This window comes from Paenibacillus sp. FSL k6-2145, from assembly GCF_037976585.1.
GTDB lineage: Bacteria > Bacillota > Bacilli > Paenibacillales > Paenibacillaceae > Paenibacillus.
The window spans coordinates 2,212,420-2,235,084 of record NZ_CP150267.1 but is presented as its reverse complement, the minus strand read 5'-3'; the positions used below and the strand labels follow the sequence as shown (position 1 = coordinate 2,235,084).

The window sequence follows — 22,665 nt, the reverse complement described above, 5'->3', positions numbered from 1 at the left end:
ACTACTTAAAATTAAATCGTCATTTCTTGATTTCGCAGGTGCATAACTAGCATAGCCAAATTCCTGGCACCTGGGAAGCGGGGGAACCAGTTATGGGTGAATTGATCTTGCTACAGAGGGATCATAGGGGACCTTCAACCGAATCCTTAAGCTAACCTCGCAGGCGTTGGAAGGGGAATATCTCTTGTTCAAGAAGAAATTAACCGCAGCTGTACTTAGCATCACATTCGCTTTATCGCTTGGTGCAGGTAGCGCATTCGCAGATTCAAAGATGGACACAGTAATTGATTCAGCAATGGGAACTACATACAAAAGTGGGGGAACAACGCTTAACGGCTTTGACTGCTCCGGATTTACACGGTATGTATTCGACAAGTTGGGTATTGATTTGGCACGCCAATCCAGTTCCCAATTCGACATGGGCGATTCCGTATCACGCATGGAAATGAGAGCTGGCGATCTGGTGTTCTTTAATACAACAGGTAAAGGCGTATCACATGTAGGAATCTTTGTAGGGGATGGAAAGTTCGCACACTCCTCTTCTTCCAAAGGCGTTACGATCAGTGCATTGAGTGAAAGCTATTGGGCCAATCGTTATGTTGGCGCGAAACGGATTATGAGCACGGACGCATATGAATCACTGGCCCTTGACTAGGGACAAGCTGAGCAAAATGATGCTGTAACCATTAACCATACTGGAACGAAGCAAGAAGCATAACAGAACCGCCCGGTACATTCTCCGCAGGAATGTATCCGGCGGTTTTTTTGTGCTTCAATCCTTATTCATGTTGCAAGTTATACTCAGGGCATATCCTGCGACATCAACAGGTTCGTTTTGCGTTCGTTCGTCCGTGCCCTTATGATGTTTTTACCCATCCCGTTATAATATAAACGGAATTACCGGAACTTTTGTTTCATTTTTTTTCTTGAGAAGGAAGACTTGCTAAATGAACATCTCTTTTGTAGAGTGGACAAAGAGTTCTGTTTCAAGGAAAGGAGCATGCAGGTGTATGAAGGAAACCCCTGTGACGTTTCACGTTGTACCCATGCGAGAAGAACATGCGGAGCTTATCTGCAGTTGGCAGTATGACCCGCCTTACAATATCTACAGCTGGCTCCCCTGGGACCAGATGAAAGCTCTGGAAGTGGAATTCGGAGATGCACAGCTGCGGCAGGAGCAATATGCGATCGTCCTGGATCAGAACGATCGTATATGTGGGTTTGCTCAATACTTCCCACTTGAAGGGGTAACCCGGATTGGCCTTGGCATGCATCCAGAGCTGTGTGGTCAGGGTCAAGGGACAGCTTTTGTCACTGCCATTGTACAGGAAGCCATTCGCCGAAATCCCACGAACGAGATTGATCTGGAAGTACTCACTTGGAATGCTCGTGCCATTCAAGTCTATCTGAAGAGTGGATTTGTCACCCAAGATACATACGAACGACAGACCCCAAGCGGCTTGAAGCCCTTTCACTGTATGGTTTATGAAGGGCCTCGCGGTTAGAATCCATTGCAAAACAACTAAATTTGCCCCTTGTTATGTGATTAGTTCAAAAAATTCCCACAAAATGCTATGATGTCAGTACAGGTTCCGTTATAATGATATGGATAGTTTCAGGTTAGATGATCTTTCATTCTGGAGGGGACATAAGGGATGCACAAATGGATCATGAGCGGAGTATTTTTTGCAGCATGCGCTTTAGCTATTGTTTTAATGTTTACGCTTCCAGGGAAAGAAGAAGTGGCTGAAGAAGCCAAGCCAACCATGCCGGAAGTAACATTGGATGCCGGACAGGCTGAAGCACTGGTCAAAGCCAATTGTATCTCCTGTCACGGGGATCAGCTTCAAGGTGGCGTAGGACCTGCTCTGGCCAATATCGGCAGCCAGGATGATCTGGAGAAGATCTATTCTACGATTGTCAAAGGTAAAGGTGGTATGCCTTCCTTCAAGGGCAAACTGCAGGATGAAGAGATTGCAAATATCGCCATGTGGCTGTCAGAGAAGAAATAATCTCTGCACGCACATAATGAAGAGGCCCTTAATCCCCTTTTGGGAGAATAAGAGCCTCTTTGTTATACCAATTATTAGGCCTCTGCCGCATGCTCAGCCAGAAAGGCCTCAACTTCACGTGCGTACGGCATCCCGGACTGGGCGCCGAGCTTTGTCACGGATAACGCGGCCGCACCCATGGCAAAGCCTACGGCCGCGTCCAAAGTCTCACCGCGCGCGAGGGCTACTGCCAGCGCGCCGTTGAAGCAATCGCCAGCGCCGGTCGTATCGACGGCGCTTACGGCGTAGCCGGGCGCACGGCAAGCGCCGGCACGCCCTGCTTGTACGCGGCCGCCAGGCGCCGCCGCGTACACAGCCCCCTCGGGGCCGAGCGTCGTGACGACAGCGGCCCCGAGGGATGCGGCGAGCTCTGCGACCGCCGCATCCAGGTCTTCCGGCCGGAGATGATCCCGGCCGGTAAGCACGGCAAGCTCACTGCGGTTCGGCGTGACAACGTCGACGCACCGCAGGAGCTCCTGGGGCAGACCCGGCACCGCGGGAGCCGGGTTGAGCACCACCAGTGCGCTGCCTTCAGCCGCCAGTTGGGCGGCGCGGGTAACCGCTGGCAGCGGGATCTCCAGCTGCAGCAGCACCGCTGCGGCTGCAGTCAGGCTTTTTACCGTATCCGCCTCTTCCAGCATCTCAGGCACCACTTGCCCATTCGCACCAGGAATAACGATAATCCGGTTGTCTCCCCGAGAGAGCCAGATGGAAGCCGTCCCTGTAACCGTGTCTTCCAATATGCGAACCTGCGAGGCATCTGCACCACTTTCCGTCAGACTGTGCAGCAGACGTTCGCCAAAACCGTCCGATCCCACCGCACCAATCATCGTAGTCTGTCCACCCAGACGCGCAGCGGCAACAGCCTGGTTCGCCCCTTTGCCACCAGCGAGATAATGCAGCTCCTCACCGCTCACCGTCTCTCCCTCTTCCGGAATCGTGTCTGTCTTCACCACGAGATCCATATTGAGACTGCCTACGACAGCAATAAGAGGTTGTTTCTGATTATAGTCTGACATGTATGGTTCACTCACTTCTGGCCGCGCGATAATAACTGACCCGTTATTCCGACCTCATTTTGTCATAAGCTTCGTTATATTGCCCTGCTTCCTTGATATCTACAGATGTGATACCACCCGCATCCCATGACGTGAGACGCAGCGTAACCGTTGTATAATCAATCGTAATAAAAGGATGATGATTGAATGCTTCCGAGATCGCAGCGACCTCATCCACAAATGCAATCCCTTTCATGTAGTTGGAGAACACGAATTTACGTACAATCCACCGTCCCTCTTCCAGTTCCCAGCCTTCCAGCCTTCCCAGATGAGCTTCGACTTCCTCTTGCGAAAAAACCATGCGTTATCTTCCTCCCCATAGGATGGTACATTACAGACGTGAGTCCGTATAACCACCGACACCTTCGGCGCTATCAACAGCAACCTCAAAGGCCAGGCTCACCGCCATGCGGTTGGCCCATTTCACGACTAACATCTTACCACGGACAAGCTTCAAAATCCAATCAACTACATGGCATAGAACCCCTAACCATAAGGCTTTGAGGGCAATTCCAGTTCCATTCACACCCCTGAAAATGCATGTAAACACACTAAATTAAAGGTACAAATGTCAACTCTTCTTCCCCGATCAAAATATGAATGCGGTGCTGTTCCTTATCATGGATGACCACGCCACTTCCAACCGGAATAACAGACTCCTCGCCCAGCGCATAGAACAAATCCTCCGCCAACGCCTCATCCACTTCAAGTTGGTCAGATGCAGCCAGTCTCTCCCACTCTTCCGCGTCCATTTCAAAGAAAACATACCGATCCGGTATGCGTCCGATTGCCGTTGTCAGATCTGTCAAAATTCCTTCATAATCCCGTCCATGCTTTACGCCCATTGGCTTTTCACTCCTATTCGGCCCCTAAGGAGCGGATTTGATCTTATTATACCTGAAAATAGCCCTTAAAAAAAAAGGCCTTCTGGTCGATAAATACATATATGACCGTTTTAACTGTTTTAGCAACCGTAAGGAATGCCTAACATTGAACGGATTGCGGCCAAAAATTCGTCCGGAAGCCCGAATACAGCCGCTTGAAAGGATTCAATTTTATCTCATGGATGAGGTGTATGATGAACATTTCAACGATTATTGGACTAGTTTTTGGACTGGTCTCCCTTGTACTCGGTATGTTCCTGAAGGGTGCGCCCTTAATCAACCTGGTTAACAATCCGGCAGCTTACGTTATTATCTTTGTTGGTACAGCAGGAACTATCTTTATCGCATTTCCAATGTCTGAAGTTAAGAAAATCCCTAAGCTTTTCGGAATTATTTTCAAAAATCAAGTACTTATTGATCGAGTGTCTCTGATCGGCACGTTTATGGATTGGGCTTCCACTACCCGTCGTGAAGGTTTGCTTGCACTGGAATCAAAAGTAGAAGAGATTGACGATCAGTTCCTTCGTGGCGGTATGCGTATGATTATCGACGGCAACGATCAGGAATTTGTAAGTGATGTACTAATGGAAGATATTCATGCTACAGAGGAGCGCCACCGCGGCGGTGCCTTGATCTTCGCCCAGGCGGGGATGTACGCACCAACGCTCGGGGTTCTCGGGGCCGTTGTAGGTCTCATCGCAGCACTTGCCGATCTCAGTGACATGGAGAAACTCTCCCATGCGATTGCGGCAGCATTTATCGCAACACTCCTTGGTATATTTAGTGGTTACGTGTTATGGCACCCGATGTCTAACAAGCTGAAGCGGATGTCCAAGCAAGAAATGGAGATCAAGCTGATGATGGTTGAAGGATTGTTATCCATACAGTCTGGTGTATCCACCATTGCCATCAACCAAAAGTTATCCGTATTCCTGACACCTTCCGAACGTAAACAACTGGAAGAGAAGGAGGGATCATCAGGTGAAAAAGGCTAAAAAGCACGAACCACATGAAGAACATATAGACGAGAGCTGGTTGCTTCCATATTCTGACTTGATGACCTTGTTGCTTGCCCTGTTTATCACGTTGTTCTCCATGAGTTCACTCGATGCAGCCAAGTTCGAGCAGATGGCTTCCGCACTAAGCAGTGCATTGAATGGAGGCTCCGGTGTTCTGGATCATACGTCCATGAATCCGGATACGCCAGGTGCCGATCTGGGTAAGAACAAACAGGAACCTACAGAAATCACCAAGAAAACACCAGCTCAGATAACGGATGCACAGATGGCTCAAAAAGAGCAGGAAGATCTGGAGAAGCTCAAGAAACGACTTGACCAGTATATCTCGAAGAACGGACTTTCGGACCAACTGAACACCAAGCTGAATCAGTCTGAATTGAAGATCACCATCAGTGATAACGCCCTGTTCTCCTCAGGCCGAGCAGATGTAAAGCCTGAATCACGATCCTTGGCCAAAGCAATCTCAAGCATGCTGCAGGAGTTCCCTGAATATGAAGTGGTTGTATCCGGTCATACCGATAATATTCCCATTTCGAACAACCAATATAAGGATAACTGGGATTTGAGTGCAGATCGTGCGCTCAACTTCCTGAAAATCCTGTTGCTGAACTCGCAATTGGACCCTTCCAAATTCACACCAAGTGGTTATGGAGAGTATCACCCGATTGCCAGTAATGACACCAATACCGGACGGGCACAGAATCGCCGTGTAGAGGTATCTATCATTCGGAAGTATCAAAGTAACAATACAAATGTAAAAGCCGTTGGCGGAGGAAACTAGAGGCCTGCAGCGATTCATTAATCAAAGACCGTTCTCCAGGTACAAGGAGAACGGTCTTTTGGGTTTATATAAAGCTTATGCTTGGTTTATCTCTACATTTTTTCACACTATTTGCGAAGACTCACCTGTCGTCATTGACCTTATACCAAAAAGCCCTGCTCTCCTTTTCGGAAAGCAGGGCTTCAATCAGTTAATTAGTCAAAGTCGAATCAACTATTCCAGTGAATAGTCCAACAGACCGCCCAGCTCCGCTTTTTCAGCAGCAGTAAGCTCTCTCCAAGAACCTGTCGCCATTTCTCCAAGATGAATGTTCATGATCCGAATACGCTTCAACTTACGAACCTCGTAGCCAAAAGCACTACACATCCGCCGAATCTGACGGTTCTTTCCTTCAGTCAGGATGATACGGAATACTCGATCCGTCATCCGGGTCACGGTACAAGGCAGGGTCATTTCACCCAATATCTTCACCCCAGTGCTCATACCTCTAAGGAAACTCGGGGTTACAGATCGATCAACAGTAACGATATACTCTTTCTCATGCCGTCCTTCTGCTCTAAGAATCCGGTTAACGATATCACCATCATTGGTCATCAGGATCAAACCTTCCGAGTCCTTATCCAGACGTCCAATAGGGAAAATACGTTCATCGTGCCCGACAAAATCAACGATATTGCCCTGAATATGCTGCTCGGTTGTGCTTGTGATCCCGATTGGTTTATTCAGCGCGATATATACGTGTTTTCTCTTTTCCTTGATCGGTTTGCCATTAATTCGTACATCGTCGCCTTCTTCTGCCTGACTGCCCAGCTCAGCCTTAACTCCATTAATGGTTACCTGACCACTATCCACCAACTTGTCGGCTTCACGCCGGGAGCAATAACCTGTTTCACTAATAAATTTATTAATACGCAAAAGGTAATCTCACCTCATCTAGTTCTCTTCATCTGTAATTGGTTCATCCGTTACCTGATCTGCCTCAATAACCTCCGGTTGTTGCTCGGATGCAGGCAGTTCAATGATAACCGTTGTTCCCTTGTTCATGACGCTTTTAATATCCATCATGCCCTTATGTGATTGAATAATTCGCTGACTGACCATCAGACCAAGCCCTGTCCCAGACTCTTTATTCGTAAAGAAAGGCTCCCCAAGCTTGGGCATCATCTCTTCCGGGATACCAATGCCTTCATCCCTGATCTCAATTCTGACGCGTTTCGACTGCTCGTCATGCTTGAGCTTGATATGAATGCTTCCTCCATTTGGCATGGCCTCCATACCATTTTTCAGCAAATTGATGAATACCTGCTTCAACTGGTTCTCTTCACAGTGTACCATAGCCGAATCGGATGAGGCACGCAGTACAAATTCTACACCATGCAGATGTGCCTGACTATCCAGTAACGAGATGACATCGCCGAGAATAAAACGAATATCCCGATTCTGAAAATGAACCGCCTGCGGTTTGGCCAAAATCAGAAATTCACCAACAATAAGGTTGATGCGATCCAGCTCCGATAACATCAGATCCAGATGACGATGATTCAGCTTGTTGCTCTCTTGCTGTAACTGTAGGAACCCGCGCAACGTAGTCAGTGGATTACGAATCTCATGTGCCACACCTGCTGCAAGCTGGCCTACAGTTGTTAGCTTCTCAGAACGTCTGAGCAGCTCTTCCATCCGATTACGGCTTGTAATGTCCCTGGAGACACTAATGAGCGCGGTAATCTCTCCAGCCTCGTCTCGTACCGGAGCCGTACTGACACTGACCTCTACTCGGGTCCCGTCTTTCTTCATCCAGGTGGTTTCGTTGGACGTAATGGACATCCCCTCAACGAGTTGGGCATGCTGACGTTTCATTTCTTCTTCTGCCTCTGGCGGGATGATCTTCAGATTACGACCTTCCACCTCACGACTTCGAAAGCCATATAATTGTTCAAATGCGCGATTAACCCGCAGCACTTTTCCTTCAAGATCTGTAATGTGAATGGCATCCGCTGTCTGATTGATAATGGACTCCAGATGTTCTTTCACGGCCCGATTCTCTTCATACATTTGTTTCAGACGGCTCGTATAATGTCCCAGATTACGAATCATGGCATTAATACGATTGGCCAGTTGGCCTAGTTCATCCTTCCTCCGGACCTTCAGACGGAAATCAAAGTGCCCATCCGCTACATCATTCACTTTTCCCAATATGGATTGGATCGGACGTGTAATATACCCTGCGAGCAGATAACTGCCAAAGATTACGATCTCCAGCAAAACCAACGATATGGAGGCATGGCTCACCAACTGCTCAGATACCATGGAGGATATTTGCTTATAGTCCATGACAATACTGATCACATAGGAAGACTGGTTAGGTGTGAAAATGGGAATAAAACTCTTCAGTACCTTCTGTTCGTGGGTTTCACTGACAAAAGATACATTTTGCCCTGTTCGAATGGCGCGCACCACAGCACGATGATCCTCATCCGTAGAACCATACTGGTATGTACCAAAACGAATCGGTCTGTTATTCAATTTGCTAAAGTTCGAATCTCTTCCGTCATCACCCATGTTCGGGCTGCCAAAAGTCAACGGATTGATGCCTGTAATCTCCAGAATGGAGGGATTGACCTCACGAATTTTATTTAAAATCTCATCCGGACTAGAGATTTTCACATAGTCATCAACTTCCGTATTATTATAGAAAGGATTGATTATGTAGTTTCTCTTTCCATCATGGTAGTAACCCCAGATATCAATATCCGAAGGACTGGATGTAGAATATTCGAATCCATCTGACCAGAAATGTTCCAACTTCTGCCCTTGGGGAATCGTCACCTGTTGTTTTTCAAACAACTGCTTAAAGGCCTGATACCAATAGGTCATGGATTTGGTGGACAGCCCAATTTCTCTCGGATCCGAAGAGCGGCTAACAACGATGTCATCATCCGTCTGCTCCATTAACGAAATATGCGAAACGCCGACCTTTTGGCTCAAGCGTACAAGTTCTTCATTTGTGATATTATTAATATCCGGGTCCAATTCTTCCGCTGCCATGACAGCAGCAAGCCACAGATTGTTTCCAATCTGCCGTTTTACATAATCCGAACTGTATTGATTCTGTTCGACAGCAATTGCAATCTGCTTTGCAGTGAGCACCATCTTGGTTTCACTGTCCTGCCTCAGATTCTCTTCTGTAGTATAATAACTCAGTGCGATATTCAACACTAAAATAACGAGCACTGAGCACGACATAATCATGGATAATTTCGTTTTAATAGACAAGTTTTTTTGTTCACCTCTCGGCTTGTACCCTCTGGCGATATATGGCAAAACCTATCTCCATCATAACGCTTGTATGTCTTTTTGAAAAGGATAATTGACCTGTGTCCAAAAGTTACCGAATGACTGAAAAGCTCGAAATTCGTTGTTTTTTGCATTTTCGAACTCTACAATGAAATTAATCACTACTTTTATCCACATACCCACAGGCTTGTGGATAGTTTGTTTATAACTATGTGAGCAACTATACGGTTATCCACATTTCTATACACAACATGTTAACAACCCGAATACTTGTTCGCTGAATAAACGATTTTGGAAGGAGTTATATAGTAATGACTGACCATTTTCTTCAGACCGATCTTGCGCATTTCTCTGAGGAAGCTCAGCATGAGCACTGGATGCGGGAGGCCATTGCCGAGGCCTACAAAGCTGAGGCTCTTGGGGAAGTGCCGATTGGAGCTGTAATCGTACAAAATAACCAAATTATTGGTCGGGGATACAATCTGCGTGAAACTACGCTGGATTCCACCGCTCATGCAGAGATGGTGGCTATTCGTCAGGCCAGCGAGACCATCGGAGCTTGGCGTTTGTTGGATTGTTCTCTGTACGTCACGTTGGAACCTTGTCCGATGTGTGCAGGTGCAATTGTACAATCCAGGGTCCCCCGCGTAATCTATGGTACTGCTGATCCCAAGGCAGGCTGTGCAGGTACACTGATGAACCTGCTACAGGAGCCTCGTTTTAACCATCGCACCGAGGTGATTCCGGATATCCTTCAGCCTGAATGCTCCACGATGCTAACTCAATTTTTCAGAAGTCTGCGCCAAAAGTTAAAGTAGTCACCGACTACAAACATCCCAATTAGAAAGGAAGTGTGCTGTAATGGCACTAACACTCTATGATACAGCCAATGGCATAAGCCTTCGGTTGCTCACACCCCAGGATACACAGTCCTATCTGGACCTGATTCAGGTCACACGCGTCCCCTACCAGTCTGTAGAACCCGTGCGAGACGATGAATTCTATACACTGGATGCTCAGACTCGGCGGATTGAGGATCGGGTCAAGGCAGCAGAAGAAGGTACAGGATATCAATTTGGAATCTATACCATTAAAGACAGCCTGTTGATTGGACAAGTAAGTATCAACAATGTCGTATTAGGCGTTGCCAATTATGCAGATATGGGTTACTTTATCCATCCAGATTATCAGGGCGGCGGACGAATGACAGCAGCGGTTAAACTGGCCGTAGCTTATGGCTTCCGTGCGCTGAAGTTAAATCGGGTTCAGGCTGCAGTATTGCCCTCCAACAAAGGTTCACAGCGCGTACTAGAGAAGAACGGATTCCAGTTTGAAGGTACTGCTCGCAAATACCTCAAGATCAACGGCAAATATCAGGATCATCAGATCTATGCTGTACTTGCTGAAGACTTGGGCGAACTTGCGAATTAATTAATTTAGAAGTTCCCACACAAAACTGTCTGTATTTCCAATTTAACAATATACAAATTTAATATTCCAAACCGCACTACCCTAGTTATGTAGGAGAGAGTGCGGTTTTATTTGTATGTATCACCAGCCACGATTTAAAATCAAAGATCAATTATTTTGCGAATCCCCCTCATACGCTGTGTAACAAAAAAACCGCCTGTATCCAAGCGGAAGGAAATTATCCCTCACTTGAATAACAAACGGTTTGATTTGAACTCGACGAGCTTAGTATCCGTATGAAGCGTTCATCAGTTCTTCGAACTCTTGCATAGTAATTACGTCATCGCCAGTAGGGATGTTGATTTTGAATGCTGCTTTTTCGTTAATCTTGGTGTACGTATTGGAACCGGTAAATGCCAATTTCACTTCGTCTTTTGTACCTTCTGGCTTGATCAGCACATCAGCGACCATCTTTTGATATACAGGGAAGTCGTTTTTGTCCAATGCGAAATCAATGTTGAATTGGTTGATTGTCAGAACATCTTTCAATTTATCCAAGTCTTTAGCCATTTCAGCCTGATCTGCTTCAGTGATCTTCAGATCTTCTTTAGCTTTGTCGATATCAGCCTGATCCATTTGCAGCATTTCACGATATTCCTCTTTGGACAGAATATCCAATACTTTAGGCATAGCTTTTGTTACCAGTACAGTAACTGCTTCTTTAACATTGTCATTATTCACCGAGAATTGTACAACCTGCTTCGCATCTACGCCTTCAGGAAGTTGTGCATCTTTGGTGTCTAGATTTTTGAAGAATTTAGCTTGATCGTACTCGCTCAGCACTGCGTCCATGACTTCGTTGCTCAGCTTTTGCGTTTTGGCTGCGTCCATAGCATCCGGGTTCCATTCCGTACCCTCTTGCTCAGCCAGTTCTTTCAGATCAAGTTCCAGGAATTTGCCAACAACGTTCTCCGGAATTGGGAAGAACGGAATATTCGGCACTTTCACATAGAGTTTCTCAGCTGTCATCACCATTGGAATGGTAAAGGTCATACCCATATCGCCTTTAAGCTCGATGCCTAGAGTCATCTCTGTCTGCATTGGCTCACTTTGGTATACACCTGTTACATTCAACTGAGCATCCTTCAGCATGCTCATAAACTGAGTCATAGTAGGATCAGTTTGTGACGCATCCCCAGGTTTATAGCTCAATTCATTAATTGTAAAGTTAGAACTCATCTCATACGAAGTTAATTTGGAAGCATTGGCCGCAGCCGTCTTCAATGCCTCTTTTGGCTCCTGCTTGCTGCTACATGCTGTCAATGCCATAGATACGGTCAACAGCAACGTAAGAAGAAGCGCCCCCATACGTTTAGTCATTTGTTTCTCTCCTCTCGTGATAACCCCAAAAAAAGTAATTCAATATCAATGATATACCATATCGCCAGATACCGAAACCTAATTTGGGAAAAATGTGATCTTTCCTCTTTAAAATGGCTACAAAGACCTATGTCAGCTTTGGGAATATGCGTGTGCCTGTCTTTATATATGTATGAATACGCAAAAGCCCCCTGTTAGGTAACAAGGGACTTTTGCGTGAATCTGTTTCTTCTATTAACCTTGGGGGTTCAAATGATCCACATGATTTTGATTTTTTACTTTTTTGGAACCGGATAATGGCTCCTGCATGGAAGAGCGTTTGGATGAATGACGATGCTGTTCGGATGCTTGCGCTTCCGGTACGGGAATTGTTTTTGGTTTGCTCATATTATTGCCCCCTCATCATTGTTAGGAATGGGATGGGTCCCTGTCTTCCGTTTTGTCATGATTCAGTGCATCCTGATGACGGCGATCATTAATATCTTGCTGAATTTGCTGGGCATGATGACTGTTTACGGCAGGCTGCTCCAGATCATCGACTACATTTTGCAGGTTTTTGTCTACTCCCGCTTTGGCTTTAGTCAATTGAGTTCACTCCTTCAGATTTCAGGCTATTATCTCGTCTGGGATTGTAACGACTGGGCGCATTCATGAATGTGCCGTGTATAATCGTGAGCCAGTTCCTGAATCGGTTCTGTACGCTCATCCGTCGTTCGTCCATCACGTTCCACATCAATCAGCTGTACGCTGACTTCACGGGAATCGACATATGCACATTTGAAATCAAAAGAGTACATCTCGTGCCCTGCTGTAGCAATGTGTATCCGAATTGCCTGCTGATCGGCTTCATCGGCCATTACCTGAGCCTGGTCTCCAACATTCAGGACTTGAGGCAAACGTTCTTGCCAAGCCCCTACAAGCTCTGTCTGATCGATGTTTAACTCGCGGTTCATCTTACCACCTCCACTCCTATATAAAGTGCGGCGATGAAGATGTTTTTATACATATTAACCTTAATCAAAATATAACGTTGTACTGTGCAACGTATACATCGGTCACCAACCTGTATGCTCATTACGTTTAACAAACTCACAATGCAAAAAAGGACCCGAGCGAGATCGCTCGAGTCCTTGTTATAAGTGTAGTATGGCGGAGAGGGTGGGATTCGAACCCACGTGGAGTTGCCCCCTAACGGTTTTCAAGACCGCCCCGTTATGACCGCTTCGGTACCTCTCCAGGGAATTAAGTTTTATAAACTTGCCACGAAAAGTATCATACCACATCTCGACATTATAATGCAACCTTTTTTATATCAAAATTGATAATCCCGTGTCAGACAACTGCCTCGGCTTTACAAAACACTCCAATCCGCCATTCCAAAATGACGGATTGAATTTGTATTCCTCTTGATGAGGATGGTTAACTAACTCTTAAGAGCGATGTGCAATCACACTGGCGCCGCCCATATAAGGACGCAATGCTTCAGGAATAACAACCGTACCATCTTCCTGTTGATAGTTCTCCAGGATAGCGGCTACCGTCCGTCCAACGGCCAATCCTGACCCGTTCAATGTGTGCACAAATTCCGGTTTAGCTTTTGGCTCTCTGCGGAAACGGATATTGGCACGACGTGCCTGGAAGTCCTCACAGTTGGAGCAAGAAGAAATCTCACGATAGGTATTACTCTCAGGCAACCATACTTCAATATCATACGTTTTAGCTGAAGTGAAGCCCATATCTGCCGTGCACAATGTCAGAACGCGATACGGTAAGCCCAACAATTGAAGCACACGCTCCGCATTTTGAGTCATTTGCTCCAACTCTTCATACGAAGTCTCTGGAGTAGAGAGCTTGAGCAGCTCTACTTTGTTGAATTGATGCTGACGAATCAAGCCGCGTGTATCCCGTCCAGCCGAACCGGCTTCAGAGCGGAAACAAGAGCTGTATGCCACAAAGTGCTTAGGCAATTGATCTACATTCAGAATCTCTTCGCGATGGTAGTTCGTTACCGGAACTTCAGCAGTAGGGATTAGATAATATTCAGTATCTTTCAACTTAAACAGATCTTCTTCGAACTTAGGCAGTTGACCTGTTCCAAACAAGCTGTCCCGATTCACGATGTATGGAGGCAGAATCTCTTCATATCCATGTTGATCGCTGTGCAGATCCATCATGAAGTTGATCAATGCACGTTCCAGACGCGCACCCAGACCTTTATAAAAGGTAAAACGGGAACCTGTTACTTTGGCAGCCGCTTCAAAATCAAGAATATCGAGATCCTGCGCAATTTCCCAGTGTGCTTTTGGTGCAAAATTAAATGACTTCGGCTCTTCCCAACGACGAATCTCAACATTGTCGTCTTCAGAAGCTCCAATCGGTACACTTTCGTTAGGAATGTTCGGAATCGCCATTGTGAGATCATTGATCTTCACTTCCAGTTCCCGAACTTCTTCGTCCATGGCTTTGATTCGATCAGAGACTTCGCGCATCTCCACAATCAGATCATCAGCATTCTCACGATTCTTCTTCAGTCTAGCAACTTCCGCAGAGACCGTATTCCGACGGCTCTTCAGTGTTTCACTCTCTTGAAGCAATTCCCGACGCTTGGCATCCATCTCGGTAAATCCAGCGATAAGATCCAGCGATTTGCCACGTTTATTCAATGCTTCTTCTACACGCGCATACTCATTCCGCAATATTTTCACATCAAGCACGATATACCCCTCCTAAATAACCTCACAACGTGAAGCCTTATGTTAAAATCCATTCTCAAAACTCTACTGTATATACCTTACTATATACTTATCGGAACCTGTAACCCAAAAAACAACCTATATCCCCGGTGTTACCCTCCGCTGCGATTCCCGCTATGAAGCAGATACAGGCAACATCAGGCATCCGTTCAGATGCAACTGCCATCCAGCGGCCTTACACGGCTTCTGGGGAAGTGATCCGATGACCGGGAGATCATAGGTTGTACATCATGCATTATTTAGAGTCTACCGTGTGTTTGTAGGATCTGGCCATGTCTACAAAATAAGTATGCAGACGATAGTCATCCGTCAACTCCGGATGGTAGGAGCAAGCCAGCAAATGCCCCTGACGAGCGGTAACAATCTCATCCTTGTATGTGGAGAGAACTTCGACCTGGTCTCCGACACTCTCGATCAAGGGCGCCCGTATAAACACAGCCCTTACCGTTTCCTCAATGTCTTTGACTGGCAAATCCGTCTCAAAACTTTCTCTCTGCCGTCCAAATGCATTTCGGGATACAGTCATATCCATTAGCTCCAAATGAGCTTCTTCCTGTCCTGTAATATGCTTAGCCATAACGATTAATCCAGCACAGGTACCAAATACCGGTTTGCCCTCAGCAGCAAACGCGCGAATGGCATCCATAAACCCATACTTACGCATCAGCTTGCCAATCGTTGTACTTTCCCCGCCAGGAAGGATAAGACCATCCAGATCGTCCAATTGCTGAACCTGTTTGATAGCCACACCTTCTGCTCCAGCACGTTCAATACTTCGAATATGCTCTGTGACAGCTCCTTGAAGTGCTAAAACGCCGATCTTCATACGCTCATTCCCCTTCTCTTACCAGCCACGATCTTGCATATTGGTAAACGAACATTGTACTTTTTTACTTCATCATACGTGAATTCTAACTTGATATTTTACCGGAAAAATTGTAAATATACAATCCATCCGGTCGGAATAACTTGTATTTTGTCAATGATATGATCACATATACATCAAAATCATGATCATACTCTTTTCATGAAGTTTGCTAAGGGTTAGAACAGATTTTTGATCCCGTCAAAGAGATCCACGAAGAAATCCTTCACGGCACGGAAGAACAAACGGAACCATCCGCCTTTTTCCGCCTCTTCCGCAGTGATCAAGTTCACTGTTTTTTCCTGTGGCTCAATTCCATCTGCTTTATACGTGTACGTTACTGTACCAACCTTTGTACCTGCCTTGATTGGTGCTACCAGCTTGTCAGCCTCAGTTACGTTGGCTTTGAACGTCACATCCAGGTTCTGAGTACCTTTAGGAACAACAAAACTTACGGCATTATCTGTTACGACAGGAACAGTTGTTTCTTTACCTTTTTTCAAAGGTACCGCTTCCCAGCCCGTCACTTTGGTCTTGCCTGCGACAGCCTGTTTTACTTCAAAGTTGTTAAATCCAAAGTCCAGTACCTTTTTGGTTTCTCTGAAACGTGCAGATTCCGAATCTGTGCCCATAACAACACTGATGAGACGCATACCGTTACGTTCAGCTGTACCTGTAAAGTTATTACCTGCGTTCGTGGTATGGCCTGTTTTCATTCCGTCCAGACCTTCATAGGCATAGCTTTTGAAGTTGGTTATATTTTTATTCGCTTCCAGCATCCAGTTGTAGTTGATAATTGGAGCTTTATCATTTGGACGGAACTTATAGGATTGAATGGTTGTAAAATCTTTGTAGTCTGGGTGATCCATGATGATATATCTGCAAAGAATCGCAGCATCCATTGCGGACATTACTGTTTCCTTGTCTTCTGCTGGACGGAAGTCGGCAGGCATATCTGCTCGATCGAGACCGGAAGAGTTGATGAAGAACGTATCCTTCATGCCCATACGCTTCGCTTCATCATTCATCATTTTCACGAAAGCTTCTTCCGAACCGGCAACATGTTCAGCCAAAGCAACCGTAGCATCATTGGCAGAGCCAACAGCCATAGCAATATAGAGATCCTTAACTGTGTGCTGGTCACCTTCCGCGAGGAAAATTCGCGACCCGATACTTTGTGCAGCATTCTTTTTAACAGTTACAATATCGTCCCAACCGAATTTACCTTGTTTGACTTGTTCGGCGACAATGTACTCTGTCATCATTTTGGTCATACTTGCAGGTGGCATCGCTTTATCCGCATCAACATTTAGTAGAATCTGTCCCGTTGAGGCTTCCATAAGCACTGCAGATCTAACTTCAAGCCCAAGTGAGTCTACCCCAGGCACCTGTACGGCTTTCTCCGTCTTCGTTGTTGTTGCCGCAGCAGTCAGAACCTGACCAGAGTTATCCGCAGCAGCCATGACCGGCATTACTGCAGACATACAAAGCATGTTAATTAGCATTACCGAGGCTACGCTCTTTTTGAGCATTTGGCGTTTCTTTTTATTCATGTGTTTGGCTTTCAATTGATGAATACTCCCTTCGATCCAAAGCATTGTAAATTGCTTCAGTGCAGCTTATACTGCGATTTTCTTGTTCCCTAACCTGCGTGGTTGATGTATGAGATGTGTGCTATATGCGCTGTATCGAACGAGCAATATTATTGCTCCCAAAGTTCGTTATCGATTGTCACTTAGTCCGCATTATCCAAATGCTTATGTAAAAGGACGTCCGCGCTTCTGTTTAACTGGCAGCCTTTTCTGGCACTGCATTTGCTTTTCAAAACCATATTCATAGATTCACGTCAAATAGCCGCCGCAACGCCTTAATCCACCCATGGATCGTCACCGCTTGTTCTATTCTATCACAGGGGTATCTGCAAAAAAAGACAGACCCGGTGAAAATCACCGAGCCTGTCCTGGAAATGATTAACTCTCTTCAGATTACAACGAGTAGTTAGGTGCTTCTTTGGTAATCTGTACATCATGGGGATGACTTTCGCGCAGTCCCGCACCTGTAATTCGGATAAAGCCTGTATCGTTACGAAGTTGCTCCAAGTTACTTGTACCACAGTATCCCATACCCGAACGCAGACCACCAATCAGTTGATGGATCGTATCAGACAATGGTCCTTTGTAAGCGACACGACCTTCGATTCCTTCCGGAACCAGTTTCTTGTCATCATCTTGGAAGTAACGATCTTTACTACCTTGTTTCATTGCAGCCATTGAGCCCATACCGCGGTATACTTTGTAGCTACGTCCTTGGAAGATTTCAGTTTCCCCCGGGCTTTCCGCTGTGCCGGCAAACAAACTTCCCAGCATCACCGCGTGTGCGCCTGCAGCCAGTGCCTTCGTAATTTCACCGGAATATTTGATTCCGCCGTCCGCGATAATCGGAACTCCATATTCGCGTGCCACTGTTGCACAATCGTAGACTGCAGTTACTTGAGGTACACCAATACCAGCGATAACACGTGTTGTACAAATCGAACCTGGACCAATACCCACTTTGACTACCGAAGCCCCTGCTTCGATCAGGTCACGAGTGGCTGCGCCAGTAGCGACGTTACCTGCAACGATGGTCAGGCTAGGGAAACGTTCACGAAGCTGACGTACAGCTTCAATGATATTGATGTGGTGCCCGTGAGCCGAGTCTACCGTAATCAGGTCAACACCAGCTTGTACCAAAGCATCTGCACGTTCAAATGTATCTTTGGAAATACCAATCGCTGCACCAACCAACAAACGGCCTTGAGCGTCTTTGGCTGCATGAGGGAATTGAATGGCTTTTTCAATATCTTTAATCGTGATAAGACCTTTCAAAGTGTTTGTCTCATCAACTAATGGAAGTTTCTCAATCTTGTGCTTCTGAAGAATACCTTCAGCTTCTTGCAGTGTAGTACCTACAGGAGCGGTAACCAGATTCTCACGAGTCATGACTTCGCTAATTTTGATGCCGTAATCATGGATAAAACGCAAATCGCGGTTGGTCAAAATACCAACCAACTTCTGATCTCCTTCAATAATAGGTACACCGGAGATCCGATATTTCGCCATTACTGCTTCTGCATCAGATACCAGATGATCTGCCGTCAGTGAGAATGGATTCGTAATAACACCACTCTCCGAACGCTTAACACGATCTACTTCTTCTGCCTGTTGTTCAACGGACATATTTTTATGGATAATACCGATACCGCCTTCACGTGCAATGGCAATAGCCAATGTCGCTTCAGTTACCGTATCCATACCCGCACTAATCAAAGGAATATTTAGCTTTACACTATCGCTCAAACGAATAGATACATCTACTTCTTTAGGCAGTGTCTCGGATTTCCGTGGCACTAGCAATACATCATCAAAGGTGAGGCCTTCCTTACCAAATTTATCTTCCCACACGCAAGTGTTCCTCCTTATGTTTGCTCAGCTTTACGGTCCAAAACCCGAAGATTCCAGGCTGTATTTTACGCCGAAAATACGTTTTCTGAAAAATTTATTATTGCCATCTTAGCAAAGCGATATTTAGACTGTCAAGGAAAAGTACTTGGTTATATCAGGTGTATTGCCTGATGAACACAACTGTTTTTCCAGAGCGGACAAGTCTAGTTATTACACAAAAAAACGTCAATTCGTATCGAATAACGTTACATGTATACAACCTATTGTGCTGATAAATTACCAAATTCAATCTGTATTTTAATCCCATACTGCATAATAAAACTATATAATAAAAACCACCACCGAATAACATCGGCAGTGGTTCTTTGCTTGGCGGCGTCCTACTCTCCCAGGACCCTGCGGTCCAAGTACCATCGGCGCTAGAGGGCTTAACGGTCGTGTTCGGGATGGGTACGTGTGGAACCCCTCCGCCATCGCCACCAAACGCGTAGCTTACATTTCAGAGTGTTGTTCTCTGAAAACTAGATTCGAAACGAAACACGCGAATTACAACTTGCTATTGGATAAGCCCTCGACCGATTAGTACTGGTCAGCTCCATGCATTGCTGCACTTCCACCCCCAGCCTATCTACCTCGTCGTCTTCAAGGGGTCTTACATACTGGGAAATCTCATCTTGAGGGGGGCTTCACGCTTAGATGCTTTCAGCGTTTATCCCGTCCGTACATAGCTACCCAGCGGTGCTCCTGGCGGAACAACTGGTACACCAGCGGTACGTCCATCCCGGTCCTCTCGTACTAAGGACAGCTCCTCTCAAATTTCCTACGCCCACGACAGATAGGGACCGAACTGTCTCACGACGTTCTGAACCCAGCTCGCGTACCGCTTTAATGGGCGAACAGCCCAACCCTTGGGACCTACTTCAGCCCCAGGATGCGATGAGCCGACATCGAGGTGCCAAACCTCCCCGTCGATGTGGACTCTTGGGGGAGATAAGCCTGTTATCCCCAGGGTAGCTTTTATCCGTTGAGCGATGGCCCTTCCATGCGGTACCACCGGATCACTAAGCCCGACTTTCGTCCCTGCTCGACTTGTAGGTCTCGCAGTCAAGCTCCCTTATGCCTTTGCACTCTTCGAATGATTTCCAACCATTCTGAGGGAACCTTTGGGCGCCTCCGTTACTCTTTAGGAGGCGACCGCCCCAGTCAAACTGCCCACCTGACACTGTCCCCGCACCGGATTACGGTACCAGGTTAGAACCTAGATACGATCAGGGTGGTATCCCAACGTTGCCTCCATGGAAGCTTGCGCTCCCACTTCAAAGGCTCCCACCTATCCTGTACAGATCGTACCCAAATTCAATATCAAGCTGCAGTAAAGCTCCATGGGGTCTTTCCGTCTTGTCGCGGGTAACCTGCATCTTCACAGGTATTAAAATTTCACCGGATCTCTCGTTGAGACAGCGCCCAAGTCGTTACGCCATTCGTGCGGGTCAGAATTTACCTGACAAGGAATTTCGCTACCTTAGGACCGTTATAGTTACGGCCGCCGTTTACTGGGGCTTCGGTTCACAGCTTCGGGATTACTCCCTAACCACTCCCCTTAACCTTCCAGCACCGGGCAGGCGTCAGCCCGTATACTTCGCCTTACGGCTTCGCACAGACCTGTGTTTTTGCTAAACAGTCGCTTGGGCCTTTTCACTGCGGCCCCCTCGTGCTATTCACACTACCGGGGCACCCCTTCTCCCGAAGTTACGGGGTCATTTTGCCGAGTTCCTTAACGAGAGTTCTTCCGCGCGCCTTAGAATACTCTTCTCGCCTACCTGTGTCGGTTTGCGGTACGGGCACCTTCACCTGGCTAGAGGCTTTTCTTGGCAGTGTGAGATCATGACCTTCGCTACTATAATTTTCGCTCCCCATCACAGCTCAGCCTTAATGATGTGCGGATTTGCCTACACATCAGCCTCACTGCTTAGACGGACATCCATCAGTCCGCGTCACTACCCTACTGCGTCCCCCCATTGCTCATAACGGCTTACGGTGGTACAGGAATTTCGACCTGTTGTCCTTCGACTACGCCTTTCGGCCTCGCCTTAGGTCCCGACTTACCCTGAGCGGACGAGCCTTCCTCAGGAACCCTTAGGCTTTCGGCGGATCAGATTCTCACTGATCTTTTCGTTACTCATACCGGCATTCTCACTTGTATAATGTCCAGCGCTCCTTACGGTACACCTTCAACCCTTATACAACGCTCCCCTACCCCTGATGCAAAGCATCAAGCCATAGCTTCGGTGGTGTGTTTAGCCCCGTTACATTTTCGGCGCAGAGTCACTCGACCAGTGAGCTATTACGCACTCTTTCAATGGTGGCTGCTTCTAAGCCAACATCCTGGTTGTCTGTGCAACTCCACATCCTTTCCCACTTAACACACACTTGGGGACCTTAGCTGATGGTCTGGGCTGTTTCCCTTTTGACAATGGATCTTAGCACTCACTGTCTGACTCCCGGAAGTAAGTCTATGGCATTCGGAGTTTGACTGAGCTTGGTAACCCTTGCGGGCCCCGCACCCAATCAGTGCTCTACCTCCACGACTCTGTTTTCCGAGGCTAGCCCTAAAGCTATTTCGGGGAGAACCAGCTATCTCCGAGTTCGATTGGAATTTCTCCGCTACCCCCACCTCATCCCCGCATTTTTCAACATGCGTGGGTTCGGGCCTCCAGTGCGTGTTACCGCACCTTCACCCTGGACAGGGGTAGATCACCCGGTTTCGGGTCTACGTCCACGTACTAATTCGCCCTATTCAGACTCGCTTTCGCTGCGGCTCCGGCTCTTCACCTTAACCTTGCACGGGAACGTAACTCGCCGGTTCATTCTACAAAAGGCACGCCATCACCCCTAAAACGGGCTCTGACTTTTTGTAAGCACACGGTTTCAGGTTCTATTTCACTCCCCTTCCGGGGTGCTTTTCACCTTTCCCTCACGGTACTGCTTCACTATCGGTCGCTAGGAAGTATTTAGCCTTGGCAGATGGTCCTGCCGGATTCATACGGGGTTTCACGTGCCCCGCACTACTCGGGATCCGTCTCGGAGGGAACAGACTTTCAACTACAGGGCTTTTACCTTCTTTGGCGGGCCTTTCCAGACCTCTTCGCTTAACCGGTTCCTTTGTAACTCCATGTGAGACGTCCCACAACCCCAAAGAGCAAGCTCTCTGGTTTGGGCTTCTCCGCGTTCGCTCGCCGCTACTGACGGAATCACTATTGTTTTCTCTTCCTCAGGGTACTTAGATGTTTCAGTTCCCCTGGTATGCCTCTACATAACCTATGTATTCAGTTATGAGTAACTGGAAATTACCCCAGCTGGGTTTCCCCATTCGGACACCCCCGGATCAAAGCTTGCTTACAGCTCCCCGAGGCAGTTTCGTTGTTCGCCACGTCCTTCATCGGCTCCTAGCGCCTAGGCATCCTCCGTGTGCTCTTAGTAGCTTAACCTCGTGCTCCGGTTTCGACTGCTCGCTTCCCTTGTTTTGCTTGCGCAAAGCCAAAAGTCGCTCCCATTCGATACCATCGTACGTGCAATCTACCGTTTTTATTGAAACTTGTTTAACACAAGTTCAGCTAAAAAGGAATGTTCTAATTCGCGTTTGTTTCGTTTCGATATCTAGTTTTCAAAGAACAAGCTCCATGCAAAAGCAAGCTGTTTTGAGAGTTTGAGCTCTCAAAACCGAACA

Annotated in this window: 20 protein-coding genes, 1 tRNA gene, 2 rRNA genes and 1 riboswitch; of the genes, 7 read left to right on the top strand and 16 right to left on the bottom strand. The window is 46.8% G+C overall.

The features are described from left to right. The first annotated feature begins 43 nt into the window (after window positions 1–43). Window positions 44–181, top strand: a riboswitch (cyclic di-AMP (ydaO/yuaA leader). 39 nt (window positions 182–220) lie between these two features. The 3 genes from NZ043_RS09840 to NZ043_RS09830 all read left to right on the top strand — a co-directional run bounded on the left by NZ043_RS09840 (window position 221) and on the right by NZ043_RS09830 (window position 2,012). Next, window positions 221–655, top strand: a complete 435-nt coding sequence (locus NZ043_RS09840) for a C40 family peptidase (RefSeq protein ID WP_240768339.1) — start codon at window positions 221–223, stop codon at window positions 653–655. Window positions 656–1,010: 355 nt separating this feature from the next. Then, a complete protein-coding gene (locus NZ043_RS09835; RefSeq protein ID WP_091039216.1) occupies window positions 1,011–1,505 on the top strand; it encodes a GNAT family protein in 495 nt (164 codons plus the stop codon). 150 nt (window positions 1,506–1,655) lie between these two features. Beyond that, on the top strand, window positions 1,656–2,012 hold the full coding sequence (locus tag NZ043_RS09830; RefSeq protein ID WP_036607288.1) for a cytochrome c: 357 nt from the start codon (window positions 1,656–1,658) through the stop codon (window positions 2,010–2,012). Between the two features lie 74 nt (window positions 2,013–2,086). Here the strand turns inward: NZ043_RS09830 and rbsK are convergent, their stop codons facing one another. From rbsK to NZ043_RS09815, 3 genes are all read right to left on the bottom strand, one after another. Beyond that, complete coding sequence (rbsK, locus tag NZ043_RS09825; protein WP_339311617.1) at window positions 2,087–3,070, bottom strand: ribokinase; 984 nt, start codon at window positions 3,068–3,070, stop codon at window positions 2,087–2,089. Window positions 3,071–3,113: 43 nt separating this feature from the next. Then, the gene (locus tag NZ043_RS09820) at window positions 3,114–3,410 is read right to left on the bottom strand and encodes a 4a-hydroxytetrahydrobiopterin dehydratase (protein ID WP_062838136.1); all 297 of its coding nucleotides are present in this window, start codon (window positions 3,408–3,410) and stop codon (window positions 3,114–3,116) included. 250 nt (window positions 3,411–3,660) lie between these two features. After that, on the bottom strand, window positions 3,661–3,954 hold the full coding sequence (locus tag NZ043_RS09815) for a hypothetical protein (protein WP_074092938.1): 294 nt from the start codon (window positions 3,952–3,954) through the stop codon (window positions 3,661–3,663). A gap of 233 nt (window positions 3,955–4,187) precedes the next feature. On the opposite strand from NZ043_RS09815, the gene motA reads away from it, so the two are divergent. Both motA and motB read left to right on the top strand, forming a co-directional pair. Beyond that, window positions 4,188–4,988 carry a flagellar motor stator protein MotA gene (gene motA, locus NZ043_RS09810; protein WP_017691317.1) on the top strand — a complete coding sequence of 267 codons (801 nt, stop codon included), beginning with the start codon at window positions 4,188–4,190 and terminating at the stop codon, window positions 4,986–4,988. Continuing rightward, window positions 4,975–5,793 carry a flagellar motor protein MotB gene (gene motB, locus NZ043_RS09805; protein ID WP_249913818.1) on the top strand — a complete coding sequence of 273 codons (819 nt, stop codon included), beginning with the start codon at window positions 4,975–4,977 and terminating at the stop codon, window positions 5,791–5,793. Before motA ends, motB begins: the two co-directional genes overlap by 14 nt. Before the next feature lie 213 nt (window positions 5,794–6,006). Here motB and rluF read toward each other — a convergent pair whose 3' ends face one another. Both rluF and NZ043_RS09795 read right to left on the bottom strand, forming a co-directional pair. After that, window positions 6,007–6,708 (bottom strand): 23S rRNA pseudouridine(2604) synthase RluF, encoded by a 702-nt coding sequence (gene rluF, locus NZ043_RS09800; protein ID WP_091039225.1) that lies wholly within the window; start codon window positions 6,706–6,708, stop codon window positions 6,007–6,009. Between the two features lie 18 nt (window positions 6,709–6,726). Continuing rightward, complete coding sequence (locus NZ043_RS09795) at window positions 6,727–9,066, bottom strand: ATP-binding protein (protein ID WP_091039255.1); 2,340 nt, start codon at window positions 9,064–9,066, stop codon at window positions 6,727–6,729. 332 nt (window positions 9,067–9,398) lie between these two features. Between NZ043_RS09795 and tadA the strand changes: the two genes are divergently transcribed. Beyond that, a complete protein-coding gene (tadA, locus tag NZ043_RS09790) occupies window positions 9,399–9,905 on the top strand; it encodes a tRNA adenosine(34) deaminase TadA (RefSeq protein ID WP_339311614.1) in 507 nt (168 codons plus the stop codon). 43 nt (window positions 9,906–9,948) lie between these two features. Then, the gene (locus NZ043_RS09785; protein ID WP_133387536.1) at window positions 9,949–10,518 is read left to right on the top strand and encodes a GNAT family protein; all 570 of its coding nucleotides are present in this window, start codon (window positions 9,949–9,951) and stop codon (window positions 10,516–10,518) included. Window positions 10,519–10,782: 264 nt separating this feature from the next. Here the strand turns inward: NZ043_RS09785 and NZ043_RS09780 are convergent, their stop codons facing one another. From NZ043_RS09780 to NZ043_RS09730, 11 genes are all read right to left on the bottom strand, one after another. Further along, on the bottom strand, window positions 10,783–11,877 hold the full coding sequence (locus NZ043_RS09780; RefSeq protein WP_133387537.1) for a hypothetical protein: 1,095 nt from the start codon (window positions 11,875–11,877) through the stop codon (window positions 10,783–10,785). Between the two features lie 234 nt (window positions 11,878–12,111). Then, a complete protein-coding gene (locus tag NZ043_RS09775) occupies window positions 12,112–12,264 on the bottom strand; it encodes a small acid-soluble spore protein P (RefSeq protein ID WP_036607296.1) in 153 nt (50 codons plus the stop codon). 21 nt (window positions 12,265–12,285) lie between these two features. Next, window positions 12,286–12,462, bottom strand: a complete 177-nt coding sequence (locus NZ043_RS09770) for a hypothetical protein (RefSeq protein ID WP_017691325.1) — start codon at window positions 12,460–12,462, stop codon at window positions 12,286–12,288. Window positions 12,463–12,491: 29 nt separating this feature from the next. Beyond that, window positions 12,492–12,830, bottom strand: a complete 339-nt coding sequence (locus tag NZ043_RS09765) for a hypothetical protein (RefSeq protein WP_036607297.1) — start codon at window positions 12,828–12,830, stop codon at window positions 12,492–12,494. Between the two features lie 194 nt (window positions 12,831–13,024). Continuing rightward, window positions 13,025–13,113, bottom strand: a tRNA-Ser gene (locus NZ043_RS09760). Window positions 13,114–13,307: 194 nt separating this feature from the next. Further along, the gene (gene serS / locus NZ043_RS09755) at window positions 13,308–14,591 is read right to left on the bottom strand and encodes a serine--tRNA ligase (RefSeq protein WP_133387538.1); all 1,284 of its coding nucleotides are present in this window, start codon (window positions 14,589–14,591) and stop codon (window positions 13,308–13,310) included. A 274-nt stretch (window positions 14,592–14,865) separates the two neighbouring features. Continuing rightward, window positions 14,866–15,456 (bottom strand): pyridoxal 5'-phosphate synthase glutaminase subunit PdxT, encoded by a 591-nt coding sequence (gene pdxT / locus NZ043_RS09750; RefSeq protein ID WP_133387539.1) that lies wholly within the window; start codon window positions 15,454–15,456, stop codon window positions 14,866–14,868. 218 nt (window positions 15,457–15,674) lie between these two features. Continuing rightward, a complete protein-coding gene (locus NZ043_RS09745; RefSeq protein ID WP_133387540.1) occupies window positions 15,675–17,063 on the bottom strand; it encodes a D-alanyl-D-alanine carboxypeptidase family protein in 1,389 nt (462 codons plus the stop codon). 417 nt (window positions 17,064–17,480) lie between these two features. Further along, the gene (gene guaB, locus NZ043_RS09740; protein WP_062838151.1) at window positions 17,481–18,938 is read right to left on the bottom strand and encodes an IMP dehydrogenase; all 1,458 of its coding nucleotides are present in this window, start codon (window positions 18,936–18,938) and stop codon (window positions 17,481–17,483) included. 367 nt (window positions 18,939–19,305) lie between these two features. Further along, window positions 19,306–19,422: ribosomal RNA gene (gene rrf / locus NZ043_RS09735) — 5S ribosomal RNA — on the bottom strand. 75 nt (window positions 19,423–19,497) lie between these two features. Further along, window positions 19,498–22,426: ribosomal RNA gene (locus NZ043_RS09730) — 23S ribosomal RNA — on the bottom strand. Between the last annotated feature and the right edge of the window lie 239 nt (window positions 22,427–22,665).

Bases quoted from the DNA above. Each gene is read 5' to 3' on its own strand.
- NZ043_RS09765 (WP_036607297.1), bottom strand. From the start codon at position 12,830: ATGAACCGCGAGTTAAACATCGATCAGACAGAGCTTGTAGGGGCTTGG.
- pdxT (WP_133387539.1), bottom strand. From the start codon at position 15,456: ATGAAGATCGGCGTTTTAGCACTTCAAGGAGCTGTCACAGAGCATATT.
- rbsK (WP_339311617.1), bottom strand. From the start codon at position 3,070: ATGTCAGACTATAATCAGAAACAACCTCTTATTGCTGTCGTAGGCAGT.
- NZ043_RS09780 (WP_133387537.1), bottom strand. From the start codon at position 11,877: ATGACTAAACGTATGGGGGCGCTTCTTCTTACGTTGCTGTTGACCGTA.
- NZ043_RS09815 (WP_074092938.1), bottom strand. From the start codon at position 3,954: ATGGGCGTAAAGCATGGACGGGATTATGAAGGAATTTTGACAGATCTG.
- NZ043_RS09820 (WP_062838136.1), bottom strand. From the start codon at position 3,410: ATGGTTTTTTCGCAAGAGGAAGTCGAAGCTCATCTGGGAAGGCTGGAA.
- NZ043_RS09775 (WP_036607296.1), bottom strand. From the start codon at position 12,264: ATGAGCAAACCAAAAACAATTCCCGTACCGGAAGCGCAAGCATCCGAA.
- NZ043_RS09830 (WP_036607288.1), top strand. From the start codon at position 1,656: ATGCACAAATGGATCATGAGCGGAGTATTTTTTGCAGCATGCGCTTTA.
- NZ043_RS09835 (WP_091039216.1), top strand. From the start codon at position 1,011: ATGAAGGAAACCCCTGTGACGTTTCACGTTGTACCCATGCGAGAAGAA.
- tadA (WP_339311614.1), top strand. From the start codon at position 9,399: ATGACTGACCATTTTCTTCAGACCGATCTTGCGCATTTCTCTGAGGAA.
- NZ043_RS09785 (WP_133387536.1), top strand. From the start codon at position 9,949: ATGGCACTAACACTCTATGATACAGCCAATGGCATAAGCCTTCGGTTG.
- motA (WP_017691317.1), top strand. From the start codon at position 4,188: ATGAACATTTCAACGATTATTGGACTAGTTTTTGGACTGGTCTCCCTT.